Source organism: uncultured Lactobacillus sp., assembly GCF_902491705.1.
GTDB lineage: Bacteria > Bacillota > Bacilli > Lactobacillales > Lactobacillaceae > Lactobacillus.
In genome coordinates this window covers 23526-38384 of the sequence record NZ_CABUIW010000002.1, presented here as the reverse complement: position 1 = coordinate 38384, position 14859 = coordinate 23526, and the positions used below count along the sequence as shown (strand labels likewise).

Annotated in this window: 12 protein-coding genes; 7 read left to right on the top strand and 5 right to left on the bottom strand. The window is 36.0% G+C overall.

The window, feature by feature from the left end; translation table 11 throughout:
- Positions 1 to 117 precede the first annotated feature (117 nt).
- The 3 genes from RDN22_RS00760 (at position 118) to RDN22_RS00750 (ending at position 3775) form a co-directional block, all read left to right on the top strand.
- Entirely contained in the window at positions 118 to 792 is a 675-nt protein-coding gene (locus RDN22_RS00760) for a L,D-transpeptidase (RefSeq protein WP_308554940.1), read from the top strand.
- A gap of 270 nt (positions 793 to 1062) precedes the next feature.
- Positions 1063 to 2748: an arginine--tRNA ligase gene (gene argS, locus RDN22_RS00755; RefSeq protein ID WP_308554938.1), complete on the top strand. Its 1686-nt coding sequence runs from the start codon at positions 1063 to 1065 to the stop codon at positions 2746 to 2748.
- A gap of 109 nt (positions 2749 to 2857) precedes the next feature.
- On the top strand, positions 2858 to 3775 hold the full coding sequence (locus tag RDN22_RS00750; RefSeq protein WP_308554936.1) for a class II fructose-bisphosphate aldolase: 918 nt from the start codon (positions 2858 to 2860) through the stop codon (positions 3773 to 3775).
- A gap of 47 nt (positions 3776 to 3822) precedes the next feature.
- Here the strand turns inward: RDN22_RS00750 and RDN22_RS00745 are convergent, their stop codons facing one another.
- Positions 3823 to 4929: an acyltransferase family protein gene (locus tag RDN22_RS00745; RefSeq protein WP_308554934.1), complete on the bottom strand. Its 1107-nt coding sequence runs from the start codon at positions 4927 to 4929 to the stop codon at positions 3823 to 3825.
- Positions 4930 to 4997: 68 nt separating this feature from the next.
- On the opposite strand from RDN22_RS00745, the gene RDN22_RS00740 reads away from it, so the two are divergent.
- On the top strand, positions 4998 to 5816 hold the full coding sequence (locus tag RDN22_RS00740; protein ID WP_308554932.1) for a triphosphoribosyl-dephospho-CoA synthase: 819 nt from the start codon (positions 4998 to 5000) through the stop codon (positions 5814 to 5816).
- A gap of 458 nt (positions 5817 to 6274) precedes the next feature.
- Here RDN22_RS00740 and RDN22_RS00735 read toward each other — a convergent pair whose 3' ends face one another.
- Entirely contained in the window at positions 6275 to 7858 is a 1584-nt protein-coding gene (locus RDN22_RS00735; RefSeq protein ID WP_308554930.1) for an ABC transporter ATP-binding protein, read from the bottom strand.
- A gap of 782 nt (positions 7859 to 8640) precedes the next feature.
- Positions 8641 to 9393, bottom strand: a complete 753-nt coding sequence (locus RDN22_RS00730) for an MIP/aquaporin family protein (RefSeq protein WP_308554928.1) — start codon at positions 9391 to 9393, stop codon at positions 8641 to 8643.
- A gap of 194 nt (positions 9394 to 9587) precedes the next feature.
- On the opposite strand from RDN22_RS00730, the gene RDN22_RS00725 reads away from it, so the two are divergent.
- A complete protein-coding gene (locus tag RDN22_RS00725) occupies positions 9588 to 10637 on the top strand; it encodes an alpha-hydroxy-acid oxidizing protein (protein ID WP_308554926.1) in 1050 nt (349 codons plus the stop codon).
- A 41-nt stretch (positions 10638 to 10678) separates the two neighbouring features.
- Here the strand turns inward: RDN22_RS00725 and RDN22_RS00720 are convergent, their stop codons facing one another.
- Together RDN22_RS00720 and RDN22_RS00715 are read right to left on the bottom strand one after the other, a co-directional pair.
- Positions 10679 to 11359 carry a hypothetical protein gene (locus RDN22_RS00720; RefSeq protein WP_308554925.1) on the bottom strand — a complete coding sequence of 227 codons (681 nt, stop codon included), beginning with the start codon at positions 11357 to 11359 and terminating at the stop codon, positions 10679 to 10681.
- 126 nt (positions 11360 to 11485) lie between these two features.
- Entirely contained in the window at positions 11486 to 12337 is an 852-nt protein-coding gene (locus RDN22_RS00715) for an RluA family pseudouridine synthase (protein WP_308554923.1), read from the bottom strand.
- A gap of 88 nt (positions 12338 to 12425) precedes the next feature.
- Here RDN22_RS00715 and RDN22_RS00710 point away from each other — a divergent pair, with 88 nt between their 5' ends.
- A complete protein-coding gene (locus RDN22_RS00710) occupies positions 12426 to 14483 on the top strand; it encodes a PBP1A family penicillin-binding protein (protein WP_308554921.1) in 2058 nt (685 codons plus the stop codon).
- 17 nt (positions 14484 to 14500) lie between these two features.
- The gene (locus tag RDN22_RS00705; protein ID WP_308554919.1) at positions 14501 to 14851 is read left to right on the top strand and encodes a YlbF family regulator; all 351 of its coding nucleotides are present in this window, start codon (positions 14501 to 14503) and stop codon (positions 14849 to 14851) included.
- Positions 14852 to 14859 lie beyond the last annotated feature (8 nt).

The following is a 14859-nucleotide window of genomic DNA, read 5'->3' as shown; positions in this document are numbered from 1 at the left end:
TATATAGTAAGAATAAGCATCCCGTGAAGGGATGTTTTTTAGCGTTATGCTTTGATATACGCAAAGCATTAACTATAATAGTGATAATTATTTTGAAAAAAGAAGATTAACATATTTATGAAGAAAAACATTATTATTGGAGTAGCGAGTATTGTACTAGCATTTGGTGCAATCATCGGTTTGGCTAAGGTTTGTGCACCAAAATCCGATGTCTCACAAGAAGCAGCTACTACGCAAAGCAAGACTACAAAATCAAAGAAAAAAACTAAGAAAACTGCTAAACCAAATACTGAGATTTTCCGTCCATACAAGGATCCTAAAGACTTAAGAAAAGAAGGTACATGGAATAAGAAGAGTGAGACTAAGAAGCACCCTAAGATTAGTCCTACAGAAAAAGATTTAACCTTACGTGTGTCACTTGAAGGTAATCGTACTTACTTGTTAAGAAAAGGCAAGGTAATTTACACTATGCTGTCTACAGCTGGCATTTTCAAAAAAGGTAAGTCTTTAACGCCAACTGGTACTTATACGATTGAAGGCGGCCGAGGCGACAGTTTCTTTAACTATAACTTAAATGAAGGAGCTAACAATTGGACTAGCTGGAGTCCTGATAATGTTTACTTGTTCCACTCTGTGCCTACTAAAGGCGATGGCAGCTATAATTTAAAAGAAGCATCTAAATTAGGCAGAACTCAAGGCTCACACGGCTGTGTTCGTTTAAGTGTACCTGATTCTAAATGGATCATGGATAATATTCCTAATGGAACTAAGGTAGTTATCAAGAACCATTAATGATTTTAATGAAAATTGGTGGTAAGCTTACGGTATTCCTGTTATAATCATTCTTGCTAGTAGGTTAAAAGTAGTAGTTATTTTTCCTTTTTTAGCGAGTCCAAGTTGGTGGAAGTTGGATATCAGGGAATAACGAAGGCGTGTTTAACTGATTAAAATAATGATTTAAATAAGCGGATACTTTGTATCAAACTGAGTGGTACCGCGGGTTAGTAACTCGTCTCTTTCTAGAAATAGGAATAGGCTTTTTTGTTTGAAAAGAGGAAGAAAATGGACTTTAAAAACGAAGTAGTTGATTTAGTTTCAAGTCAAGTTGATTTGCCTAAAGAAAAAATTGCTGCATTAATTGAACGTCCAAAGAATGCTAAGATGGGTGACTACGCTTTCCCAGCATTTATTTTGGCTAAGACTATGCACAAGAATCCTGCAATCATTGCTAAGGATATTGCTGAAAACTTAAACAGCGACAATTTTGCAAGCATTCAAGCTGTTGGCCCTTACGTTAACTTTGCTATCGACCATGAAAAGTTAGTTTCATCAACTTTAAAAGATGTTTTAGCTGAAAAAGAACATTACGGCGATCAAAAATTGGGTGAAGGTAATGTTCCAATCGATATGTCTTCTCCTAACATTGCTAAGCCAATGTCAATGGGTCACCTTCGTTCAACTGTAATTGGTAACTCAATTGCTAAGACTATGGAAAAAGTTGGTTACACTCCAATCAATATTAACTACCTTGGTGACTATGGTACACAATTTGGTAAGTTGATCGCTGCTTACAAGCACTGGGGTAACGAAGAAGACGTTAAGAAAGACCCAATCATGAGTCTTTTCCACTACTACGTAAGATTCCACAAAGAAGCAGAAACTAACCCTGAACTCGATGATGAAGGTCGTGAATGGTTCAAGAAGCTTGAAGATGGCGATCCAGAAGCTGTTAAATTATGGAAATGGTTCCGTGAAGTTTCACTTAAAGACTTTAAGCGTATCTACAAGGAATTGGGCGTAACTTTTGATTCATACAATGGTGAAGCATTCTTTAACGACAAGATGCAACCTGTAATTGATGAATTAAAGGAAAAAGGTCTTTTGCACGAATCTCGCGGTGTTCAAGTTGTTGACATGGGTGAAGATGAAAACCCAGCAATTATCGTTAAGTCAGACGGTACTTCGATTTACTTAACTCGTGATTTGGCTGCTGCTGAATGGAGAATGAAGGAATACAACTTCGTTAAGATGCTTTACGTTGTTGGTAACGAACAAGCACAACACTTTGTTGAATTGAAGACTGTACTTAAAAAGATGGGCTACGACTGGGCTGATGAAATTCACCACGTTCCATTTGGTTTAATTACTCAAGGCGGTAAGAAGTTATCAACTAGAAAAGGTAACGTAGTATTCCTTGATCAAGTATTAAAGGATGCTGTTTCTCTTGCTAAGAAGCAAATCCAAGAAAAGAACCCTGATTTAGCTGATCAAGACCAAGTAGCTCACGATGTAGGCGTAGGTGCTGTTGTCTTCCACGATTTGAAGAACGATCGTCTTGATAACTTCGACTTTGACCTAGAAGAAGTAGTACGTTTTGAAGGCGATACTGGTCCTTACGTTCAATACACTAACGCTCGTGCTCAAAGTGTATTACGTAAAGCAGCTGCAATGGGTGAAAAGCCAAGTGACAGTGATTTAGCTCTTGATGATGACTGGGCATTTGCTGTAGCCAAAGACTTAGCAGACTTCCCAAGAATTGTGGCAAGAGCTAGTGAAAAGTTTGAACCTTCAGTAATTGCTAAGTTCTCTCTTGATTTAGCTAAGAAATTTAACAAGTACTACGCAAACGTGAAGATCTTAACTAAGGACGATAAAATTGGTGCTCGTCTTGCCTTAGTTCAAGCTACATCAATCGTTTTGACAGAGTCACTCAGACTTTTAGGCGTAAATGCTCCTAAGGAAATGTAAGCAAAAATATGAAAATTTAAAAAATAGCGCTTACATTTTGTGAAAAATTGTTCATAATCGAATTAATAAGGTACAATATGCTTGTAAGATATTTAGGAGGTATTTTTTAATGGCTTATTTTGATAACGGTAATCAAATCTTTAAAGATGCTCGTAGAAACCACTACGCTGTAGGTGCATACAACACCAACAACTTGGAATGGACTCGTGCAGAATTACGTGCTGCTGAAGAAACTAGAACTCCATTGTTGATCCAAGTATCAACTGGTGCTGCTAAGTACATGGGTGGCTACAAGTTCGTTAAGGACATGGTTGCTGACCAAATGGATTCAATGAACATCTCAGTTCCAGTTATTTTGAACTTGGACCACGGTGACTTCGAATCAGCTAAGGAATGTATTGCACTTGGTTACTCATCAGTTATGTTTGATGGTCACAAGCTTCCAACTGAAGAAAACTTGGCAAAGACTAAGGAAATCATTAAGTTAGCTCACGAACGTGGTATCTCAGTTGAAGCTGAAATTGGTAAGATTGGTGAAAACCAAGGTGCTGACGGTGGTGAATTAGCATCAGTTGAAGACGCTAAGACTTTCGTTGCTGCTGGTGTTGACAAGCTTGCTTGTGGTATTGGTAACATCCACGGTGTATACCCAGAAGGCTGGAAGGGCTTGAACTTCGACCGTCTTAAGGAAATTGCTGAAGCAGTTCCAGAAGAACCACTTGTACTTCACGGTGGTTCAGGTATTCCTGAAGACCAAGTTAAGAAGGCTATTTCACTTGGTATCGCTAAGGTTAACATCAACACTGAATTCCAATTGGCATTCCAAAAGGCAACTCGTGAATACATCGAAGCTGGCAAGGACTTAGACAAGGCTAACAAGGGTTACGACCCACGTAAGTTGTTATTGCCAGGTACTGAAGCTATCACCGACGCTATGAAGGAAATGATCGGTTGGTTAGGTACTAAGACTATCGATGACGAACTTAAGGATGCTTCATTCGACCGTTCATCATTGAACGAAGAATAATCATTTGATTATCATTAATAAAAATAAAGCTCAGCTGTTGCTGAGCTTTATTTTTTTGCAATTATTTCTTTTGTTTTCGTCCACCAGACATGAAGCAGATAAGCTGATGAAAATGATAGAATCCAGGTTAAAATCCAAGTGCCAAATAGAGTTAAAAGTGGATGAAATTTAGCGTGATATTGCATATTTAATCCACGCCAAATAAGTTGGTTCCAAAAGACATTAGACAAATATGCACGATAAGCATAGATAGCTAGGAAGTGGAATACTTTCAAGCTAGTCTGCGAGTTTTTTCTTACTTGGTGCAGACAAAATGCGGAGATTAATGCGATAACTGCCAAGCAGTAAAGTGTCATTGACGGCTTGTAGTAAGGAGCATTATTAAAGTTAACGGGATGCCCGAATCTATGTAATTCAATATTTGTCCAAATAAAACAAGCAATAAAGATAATTGAAATTAACCACCAAAATTTAGTAACAAGATGGTTGTAGTAATTTCTAAATTGCCAGGCTAAAACACCGTAGACTCCATAAATAAAGAATGAAATGAAAATGCGATCAAGTAAGTACCAATCGTGTTCGTGTACGCCACGGAAAACATAATAGTCGTAAAAATATAGCCAGGCAAAATAAAGAATGAACGTGGCAATGGCTACTGCAATTCCGCGTTTGATATTTTGAACATAGCGACTGATAAGCCAAAAGATAGGCATCAAAATGATAAATTGGAGCATCATTGTGTTGTACCACAAGTGTGGCGCCGCATTACCGTTGATAAATTGCCAGCAAAATGAGCCTAGATTATGAAAATGATCAACTTGCTGCAACCATGGCATCCCTAATAAATAAATCAACGTCCACCAAATAGTCGGCACGAACAAGTTTGACCAATTTGCTTTCAGATGTTTTTGATAAGAAAAACTGCCTTGTTCATCGCTAGTGCGAATGGTGGTGTACAAAATACCAAAAATGAAAGCTGGCGCAGTATATTTGACCAAATTATACAAGACACCAAATATATCTTGCGTTGAATTAGGTTGATTAATGCTTATAATCATTGCCATTATCGGTTGTGACATTACTGCCGTACAAGCGAAAACTTTTAAGTAGTCGCCAATGTCAGCGATATGATAGCTTTTATATTTATAGTGCATTCATTATCTCTTTTCTTATTTGCGTGTTTATCTCATAATTATTTTAGATCAAGATGAAGGATGGTTGTATGTCACCACAAGAAATTGCCCAAAATGCAGAAAAAGCACTTTTATATGAAGTAGTCACTAATCCTAAGCCCGGACTAGTTGATCCCACTGATAGAGGCCCTCATCCTGATATGGATGTCTATTTGTTTATTGATAGTAGCTTGAGTTTAAGGGAATACTTCAAACAAGCTGCTGAGATTGGCGCTAATTTTACTGATAAAGATTTAAGAAAAATGTTTAGACAGTTGCGTCAAGCCGGAATTCAAGCGGAAAAAACAATGTTTGAAGCTACTAACAAGATTAATACCCATAAAGGTGCAATTTTTTCACTTGGCTTGTTTGTCTGTGCCAGTGCATATTGTGAGCATTATCAAGAAGATGAATTTGCAGTAATTCAGAAGATGACGCAAGGCTTAGTTCAACATGATTTAGGACAAAAAAGTGATACGGCTGGGGAAAGGCAATTTTTAAAATATGGTAAGGGCGGCGTGCGTGCTGAAGCAGAGGCAGGCTATCCGCTTATAAAAAACGTTGCCTTACCGTTTTTAGAAAAAAGCCACGGAGATTTAAATACGCGTTTGCTTGATACGTTGATGAAAATTGTGAGCCAAGTAGAAGATTCTAACTTAATTAAGCGCGCTGGCAATATTGATGTTATTGACTGGGCACATAAGCAAGCAGAAGAGTATTTAACTGCAGGAGGATACAGAACTATCGCTGGTAAAAAAATCCTCTTAGAATTAAACAAAGAATTCAAAGAGAAGAATTATAGCTTAGGTGGTAGTGCTGATCTATTGATCGTAACAATTTTTATGGCACTGCAAAAAGGCATTATTTAGGTAAGCAAAAATGCATTTCTTGATTTCAATATTTTTTGTGTATTAAAAATATTGAAAAGAATGATAATGGGGCGAACAGAAAATTAACTGAATTGGAAGATAGGATCCCAGTACGTTTAATTGCAGATTTATAAATACTTGCTTGCCAAATCCTAAAGTTAAAGGCTTAGTTCCAGGAGAGAATATTAGAATCGGGAAGAGTGTTAGATCTAAAAGAAGCCATAAGTAGATAAGAAATAGAAGCAGTAAACTGTTTTTTTCCAACTAACTTCTTTTCTCTTGATTTGTCTCACAATAACAATAATGAAGAATATTGCGAAAAAGGAGATTAGGGATAATCTATTTAATTCGATTGGTGCAACGTACCATTTGTTGTCGATTAATACCATATAAGAACTCGCGTGTAATTAAAAAGGGACAGCTTTTAGCTGTCCCAAACATTAACTGTAAATAATATGTTATTTACTCAAATCAATTATTTTATCAAATAGCTTTCTCTCTTCTTGAGAAATTTTGTGTGCAACTTCAATCACTGCAAAATTAGAATCTTTCAATAAGGTTTGATGAATCTGTAATGATAAATTATTATCCAAAGCACTGGTTGCTTCATCGGCTAATAAGATTGGGCGTCTTGCTAATATAGCTCTAGCAATTTCGATTCGTTGAATTTGTCCGCCTGAAAGATTATTACCATTCTGACCAACTTGATAATCAAATCCTTTTTCATTAACCAGTTCTGTTAATCCGGAGAATTTGATTGCTTTGTTCAATTCCTCTTCTGTATATTTTTTACCTAAAGTTAAATTGAATAGAAGACTTCGATCGAACAGGAATGGCTTTTGATTTATGTAACCAAAATAGTCATGAGCTGCTTGCCAGTTTCCGGTCAAATTCTTTTGATCAATCTCAATTGATCCAGTATTTGGTGTAAGTTGTCCCATCAAAAGGCATAGTAAAGTTGTTTTACCAAATCCACTTGGCGCCATTAAAAGTATCTTTTCATTTGCTTTTAGTGAGAATGAAACATCTTTTAAAATGATTTTCTTATTTACACTATAAGATAGATTTTTAACCTTTAATTGATCAAATGTTAAGGCTGATTGAGAAAGGGTATTATTAGTTGGTTTATTGTTAAGTGCTTTCTCAATTTTGTCCCAAATAGGTTTAGTGGAGTTAATTTGGTTAATCTGATCAAAGATCATAGTTATTGGATTGATAAAATCATTGGATAGTTGAACAATCATGATCAAGGTTCCAGCTCCAATTTGTCCATTAAACATTAAAATTGCACCCACTAAAAATGGAATGATAAAGCTAAAAATATCAGCAATTGTAATAATTATGGAAGAAATAGCTCCTTGAGTATAATTTAATGTCCGCAATGCATTTTCCATTTGCTTAGCTTGCCTAATAACGTAAGAAACAATTGGAATTTGAACATCATAAAGCATTGCAGTTTTAGAACCGTTAATTGCATCAGTAACTGCTTGAGTGTAGTTAGCATTTTTCTGTTCCCAGATGCTTGCTTTATTTTGAATATCTTTAATAAATAATTTTTGAACGAAACCTGGAATAATAGTGGCAATTGCAAAAATTATTGTTAATAGCCAGGAATTTAAAAGTCCAACTACGATCGAAATTATAAAAGCAGTTGCTTCAGAAATGATCATTAGCTCATTACTGATTTTCATTGACTCAATTTGTTTTAAGTCATTAGTCATCAAATTAAGCCCTTCTTTTTGAGAATCAGCCTGTTGACTAACCAAATAACTAATTGTTTCTTCTTTTAAATGAAGATTGATATCGCGAGTAATATCATAGCGTAGATATCGATACCCGAAATTCAGAAACATAATGGTGATTAATGCTGCAGCTCCGATTAAAGCAATAAGTATTAATTGATTTAGTGAACCGTGATGATATTGTGCACTGTTCAACATTATTTTAGAAACGTAAGCGATAACGACATTACCACAAGCACTTATGCAGGCCAGGAGAGCATAAAGTGCTAGCTTTTTCTTGTTAGCAAATCTTAATGACATAATATACCTTTCTAGACCCCATCAAAGTGACTTGTTTAGTCATTTCTTCTTTGATAAAAATAATATATCATATTACTTGCAAAATGAAAATAAAATGATATAAATTTTAAAAATATTATATTTGATTAATTTGACTAAAATAGGGCAAGCTAAACTTCTTTATAAGAAGGCTGTTAGTCTAATGGACAAAAATAGTATAGAGGTTTTGATAAGCCTTTTATTGTTAAGTGAAAAGAAGAATATGTTTAATTACTTCCATAAAAAGAGGATAATCTTGTAAAGAGATAAAAAGGTATTCTTTAGGCAAAAAACGCATCTCAATTTGAGCAATGTCATTAAGTTAAGGCATTGATGAAGATTTGACTTTGTGAACCGAATCATTTTGATTCAGTTTTTTCTTTTTAAAATGAAAAATGAGCAGAGTTCATTTGCTCTTCTGCTCACTTTCGTAATATTTTCTTATAAAGATACTTACTGCAATAGCTGCTATAATTATGATCCACCTAAGGATTACGCTGATAACAGATAACAAATATCTTTAAAAATTTTTGTTTCATCATTAATCAAAACCTTTTCTCCAAGAATTTTTTAGTAACTTTAGATGAGTTACAGATTCCTTTTATTATATTTTTATTAAAACAGTATAATTTTGTTTTAAAAAATGTCAATAAAAAAAGATCATTCAAATGCGATAGAATCACAAATGAATGATCTAGAAATCAAGTTATTAATTTTTCAATGCCTTAACTTAATGACATTGCCTGATAGGGATGCTTTTATTCTTACAATCCAAATACAACTTTGTATAAAAGTGCTCCGCAGATACCACCTGCAATTGGGGCAACAACTGGAATCCAACCGTAGTCCCAGTGTGCTGAACCTTTATGTGGTAGTGGGCAAAGGGCATAAACGATACGTGGACCTAAGTCTCTTGCTGGATTTAATGCAGGACCAGTAGGACCACCAACAGCCATAACCAATGCGGTAATTAAGAAACCTACACCAATGTTAGCAATGTCTTCTGATTGCTTAAAGAACATGCCACGGTATAAACCAACAGCTACGAATAGAAGAATAGCTGTACCAACAAATTCAGTAATAAAACCGTTGAATTTACTGTCAGCAATATCACCAGTAGAGAAACTGGCAAAAACAGCGTCATCGCTAGAAGTTCTGGCAATAAATGGCCAATATACTGCGACCAATAATAATTGTCCTACAATAGCTCCTAACATTTGAACCAAGATATAAGGTAGAACTTGGTTCCATGGAAAGGCACCGGCACAAGCTTGTGCAAGGGTAACTGCAGGGTTCAAGTGGTTACCAGAAATTGAACCAAACATCATTGCTGGTAACATAACACCAAAGCCAAAACTGAAGGCGATTAATAACCAACCACCGTTTGCTTGACCGTCGTGGCTGTTACCACCAGTTTTAGTTAAAACTGAGTTAGCTACGGCACCATTTCCAAATACTACCAAAATAATCGTACCGAAAAATTCGGCAAAGTACTTCATTATCCAAGTATGTTCCATAATAGATACTTTTTACTCCTCTAGAAAAAATAAGTGAAAAATACACACAGCTATTGATTATACACTAAGTTCAAAAAATAGATATGATTATTTTTAAAAATGCAAATATTTTGCTTTAAAAAACAGATAGTCCTTATTTCTAGAATTATTTAGTAGAATAGGAATGAAAGAATTTTGATTAGGAGGGCATAAATATGAGCAAAGAAGATAAAAATGATGTAGTAACTGGTGCTTCTGAAACTATTGATGCGAGTTCTGGTTCTTCTATGATAGAGCATGAAGAAACGCCAAAAGAAGAAACAAACAGTCCATGGCCTGGTCCTAAAGGGATGATTCCGGTAACTAGCGGCAAGGCGGATGATGCCAATGTTCATAACCGCGTATTCTTGGATAATATTTTAGTAGAAATGCGCGTTATCGATTCTGTTGAACCGGATTTGACTACAACAATTTTGGGTAAAAAGTACGCATCTCCATTGATGCCAGCTGCTTTATCACACTTGAATAAAGTATTGAGCGATAAAACAAGAAAGCCGATGCAAGAAAAGGCGGTCGCAGCTCGCAATATGGATTTGCTTAATTGGATTGGTATGGAGACCAATGAAGAATATGGTGAAATCGTTAGTCAAGGCGGAGATACGATTCGAATTATTAAACCTTTTGCGGATCACCACAAGATTTTGGATGAGATTAAGTTTGCGGAAAATCATGGTGCTGTAGCCGTAGGAATCGACATTGATCATATTGCTGGTAAGAATGGTAAATATGACGTGGTTGATGGTATTCCTTTAGGTTCAATTACGATGGCTGATTTGAAGCATTATGCAGAAAGTACTAAGTTGCCATTTATTGCTAAAGGCGTTTTATCTGTGTCTGATGCTTTGAAGGCGCGCCAAGCGGGATGCAAGGCAATCGTAGTTTCACACCACCACGGCCGCGTACCATTTGGCGTTCCGCCACTAGCAGTTTTGCCAGATATTAAAAAGGTACTTGAAGGCAGTGGCATGGAAATTTATACCGATGGTTCTTTGATGAGTGGTTATGATGCATATAAGGCCTTAGCAATGGGTGCTGATGCGGTATTAATTGGCCGCGGAATTTTGTCAGAATTGCTTCAAAGTGGTACGAAAGCAGTTGAAAATAAGCTTAAGCAAATGAATGAACAATTGGCAGAAATGATGATGTATACAGGTGTTAAGGATACAAAGTCATTTGATCCTAGTGTTTTGCATTATCAAAAGTAATGAAAAAAGCCTTGTCAGGAAAAATTCCGATGACAAGGCTTTTATAATTGATATTTATTTGCAAAACGATTATCAGGTAAATCGATGAAGAATTTATGACCGCCTAAATCATTTCCAACTCGGCGATACACTTCAATTAAAACATAGTAAGTAATCAAATAGATTATTCCAATTATAGCGAAGTAGATGTAGTAAATGAACATATTGAAATATAAGAGAAGTGCTGCTAATCCAGTTAAAAGAATAGTTCCTGTAGCCACTATTTTATAAAATTTATTCCAATTATTTAATTGAATGTGAAAGATAACTAAACAATTTTCAATTACTCGACTGCCAAAGTAGCAGATACTAATAAAACATAATCCGGCAACAAAATACAAAAAGTTTTGACTTTGAAGCCAGGCAAGTAGAGCTGTTGTTACTAAACCTAAGATAATAAAAACTACCATCATTATTCGTACAAGTCTATCTCTTTCATGAGTTAGCATTTTCTTTTTAGGATCAAATAATAAACGATCAGCTAACCAATTATAACTATCGATAAAATAATAGAAATTAGCGATAAAACCTAATTCAACTATGAATAAAAGAAGACCAGACATTATTAGTGAAAAAACAAGGAAGAGCATTCCTAAGATTCCAAGCCAGGGAAGAATAGCACTGATTTTACGTGAACGAATAAATTTTCGAGTTTTAAGATCGTTTGAAGAATATTTTCTCAATTAACATGCACTTCCTCAACTTGATTAATAAAAGATTAATTTTTTAATATATTATACTCATTTCTTTGATTTGTAAATATGCCAACAAAAAACTGCAGCTCTATCAATAGAACTGCAGTCTTATTTTTACCTATAATTAGGCAACTTAACTTTAACTTCTTCAAAACTAAATGGCTCAATAAAGGACATTTGATAAGCTGTTAGCTGCAATTTTTCTCCTTCATGGAAATCAGGATTATAGAGCGGATCTCCCACAATAGGGCAACCACTTGCAGCTAAATGAACGCGGATTTGATGAGTTCGCCCGGTCTCAAGTGTCAATTTAACCGTACCCGTATTATCAGGATTTTTCTTTAAAACTTCATAATGAGTTACGGCTTTAAGTCCATCATCGCGCACCATTCTTTTTCTTTGGTCATCAGGATCTTGACCAATTGGAAAACAGATGGTGCCTTTTTGTTTTAACCTATCTATATTATTAACTTCTGCTAAATATTCCCGATGAAAAATCTTAGTAGTTAATTCACGATTTAAAATAGGAACCACTGCTGGATTTTTGGCAACTAATAAAAGCCCTCCAGTCAGCATATCCAATCGGTGCACAATATAAGGACTGCTGCCTAAATAAGTGGCGCAGTCATTTAGTGCGGTATCAGTTTCATTTAAATTGGGATGTGTTTTTTGTCCTTTTTTCTTATTAATTACTAACACATTGTCGTCTTCATAAACCACGTCAGGCATATTGTCACTAGCAGGATAAGTTTGCTGCAGCGAATCAATGTGATCTAGTTTGATATTGATCTCATTGCCAGGAAAAACTTTTTCGTTAAAGTAACGATACTCACCATTAATAGTAACGTTATGCTCGATTCGCAAATAATGGCGCCATTTTCGCGGAATTAATAATTTGCGTAATACCTCGCTAACAGGCAATGGATCAAGATTTTTCGGGTAAATAAGTGTAAAATGATAAACCATAAATATTTCCTAAGTCTAACTTGATTATAAACAAGTGTTTTCATAATGTGATACAATTTTCTTGTTTCTAATTAAAGGAGCATTGTTAATGAATAATGACCAACCAAAAAGAAGTGGCTTTAAGGATGCTTGGCATCGTTTTGATAACCGCTTCTTTATCGGACGCTGGATTATTTTAATCCTACTCACTTTGATGCTTTTAACTTGTACATATTATACAATCAAAGTTAAAACTTCGAATATTTCAAATTTAAAAGCATCGCTCTCAACTACAACTACTATTTATGATTATAAAGGCAAAAAAGCTGGTTCTTTATACTCACAAAAAGGTACGTTTGTAGAATATGATAAGATTTCAAAAAATATCCAAAATGCGGTAATTTCAACAGAAGACCGTACTTTCTGGAAAAATCCGGGCTTTAGTGTAAAAGGAATGGCTCGTGCTGCAATTAGTTTGGTTATTCACCATGGTCAAGTCACCGGTGGTGGGTCAACCTTAACACAGCAGTTAGCTAAGAACTCGCTTCTTACGCAGCAACAGACTTTTTCACGAAAACTGGAAGAATTGTTCTTTGCGATTGAGATCAATCATGTTTACTCCAAAAAAGACATTTTGACCATGTATTTGAACAATGCATATTTTGGTAATGGTGTCTGGGGCGTGCAAGATGCTAGTCGCCGATACTTTGGTAAAGATGCCAGTCAAGTTACTGTAGGTGAAGCAGCCACTTTGGCAGGGATGTTGCGTAATCCTAGTTTTTACAACCCTGTAGATCACATGGCTAACGCATTGTCACGGCGTAATTTGGTTTTAAGCTTGATGGCTGATAATGGCAAAATTACTGCATCTCAAGCAAAGGCATATTCTAAAGAAGGCCTTACTTTAAAGAATACTTTTAGAAATAAGGATGGCTATCGTTATCCATACTTCTTTGATGCTGTTGTTGATGAAGCAATCAGTAAATATGGCTTAACAGAAGAACAGGTAATGAATAAGGGTCTGAAGATTTACACCACCCTTAACCAAAATTACCAGGGTAAAATGCAAGATACTTTTGAACAAAGTTGGCTTTTCCCACAAAACGGTACTGATGGTACTGAAGCTCAAGGTGCTAGTGTGGCTATGGATCCTAATACTGGAGCTGTACGTGCAGTTGTTGGTGGACGCGGACAACACGTCTTCCGTGGCTATAACCGTGCCACTCAAATGAAGCGTCAGCCTGGTTCAACAATTAAACCATTAGCCGTTTATGCACCAGCACTTCAGAATGGCTATCATTATGATTCTGAATTGTCTAACAAGTTACAAAAATTTGGTAAAAATGGCTATGAGCCACATAACGTTGATAATGGCTACTCTGATAAGATTCCAATGTATCAGGCTTTGGAACAAAGTAAAAATGTGCCAGCTGTATGGCTGCTTGATAAGATTGGTGTAGGCAAAGGTGTACAATCAGTTGAAAACTTCGGCATTAAAGTGCCAAAGAGTGACCGAAACTTGGCTTTAGCCCTTGGTGGTCTTTCATCAGGTGTATCACCACTTCAAATGGCTCATGCTTACTCCGCATTTGCCAACAAAGGTAATTTACCTAATAATTCTTTCTTTATTACTAAGATTACTGATGCAAGTGGTAATGTACTAGCTGAAAATGGTAATGCAGATACGCACCGCGTTATTTCTGAAAATACTGCAAAAGAAATGACCACAATGATGCTCGGGGTATTTACTAACGGTACTGGTCAATCAGCTCAACCAAATGGTTTCCGTGTTGCCGGAAAGACTGGTTCAACTGAAGTACCTAACTCATATGGCTTTGGTACTAAAGACCAATGGATTGTTGGTTATACGCCAGATATCGTTGTAGCAACTTGGGTTGGTTTTGACCGAACCAATAAGCAGCACTACATGCGCGGAATTTCTGAAACTGGAATTACGCGGCTATATAAGGCTGAAATGGAAGGTATTTTGCCATATACGGCTCAAACCCAGTTTACTGAAAAAGCCCCTAACCAGATTGTGAAGAATAATGGTTCCAACTCTGATTGGACCGGTGGATTAGGGCAAAAAATTCAAGATGGTCTAGGTTCTGCAGGACAGAAGATCAATGAATGGTATAATAATCTGAAAGGCTTTCTTGGCCAATAAAATTTAGGAGGACCATAATGGTTAATATTTACGATTCAGCTAATAAGTTAGCAGAAGATTTAACTCAAACTGATCAATACAAGGCTTTAGAAAAGGCTATTAAGGCAGTAGAAGAAGATAGCGAAAGTTCAGCTATGTTTAAGAAGATGGATGAACTTCAAGCTAAGATCTTGCGTGCACAACAAGCAGGTCAACCTCTTAGTGCAGAAGACCAACAAGCTTACAAAGACTTGAATGATCAAGTACAAAAGAACGACAAGATCGTTAACATGCTTAAGTCTGAACAAGACTTGTACGACTTGCTTAACGAAATCCAAAAGGCATACTCAAAGCCAATTAATGATCTTTATGAAGATCTTAGAAACTAGAATTCGCG

Excerpts from the sequence above, each read along its gene's own strand:
- RDN22_RS00710 (WP_308554921.1), top strand. The coding sequence starts at position 12,426 with ATGAATAATGACCAACCAAAAAGAAGTGGCTTTAAGGATGCTTGGCAT.
- RDN22_RS00730 (WP_308554928.1), bottom strand. The coding sequence starts at position 9,393 with ATGGAACATACTTGGATAATGAAGTACTTTGCCGAATTTTTCGGTACG.
- RDN22_RS00745 (WP_308554934.1), bottom strand. The coding sequence starts at position 4,929 with ATGCACTATAAATATAAAAGCTATCATATCGCTGACATTGGCGACTAC.
- RDN22_RS00735 (WP_308554930.1), bottom strand. The coding sequence starts at position 7,858 with ATGTCATTAAGATTTGCTAACAAGAAAAAGCTAGCACTTTATGCTCTC.
- RDN22_RS00740 (WP_308554932.1), top strand. The coding sequence starts at position 4,998 with ATGTCACCACAAGAAATTGCCCAAAATGCAGAAAAAGCACTTTTATAT.
- RDN22_RS00750 (WP_308554936.1), top strand. The coding sequence starts at position 2,858 with ATGGCTTATTTTGATAACGGTAATCAAATCTTTAAAGATGCTCGTAGA.
- RDN22_RS00705 (WP_308554919.1), top strand. The coding sequence starts at position 14,501 with ATGGTTAATATTTACGATTCAGCTAATAAGTTAGCAGAAGATTTAACT.
- RDN22_RS00715 (WP_308554923.1), bottom strand. The coding sequence starts at position 12,337 with ATGGTTTATCATTTTACACTTATTTACCCGAAAAATCTTGATCCATTG.
- argS (WP_308554938.1), top strand. The coding sequence starts at position 1,063 with ATGGACTTTAAAAACGAAGTAGTTGATTTAGTTTCAAGTCAAGTTGAT.
- RDN22_RS00725 (WP_308554926.1), top strand. The coding sequence starts at position 9,588 with ATGAGCAAAGAAGATAAAAATGATGTAGTAACTGGTGCTTCTGAAACT.
- RDN22_RS00760 (WP_308554940.1), top strand. The coding sequence starts at position 118 with ATGAAGAAAAACATTATTATTGGAGTAGCGAGTATTGTACTAGCATTT.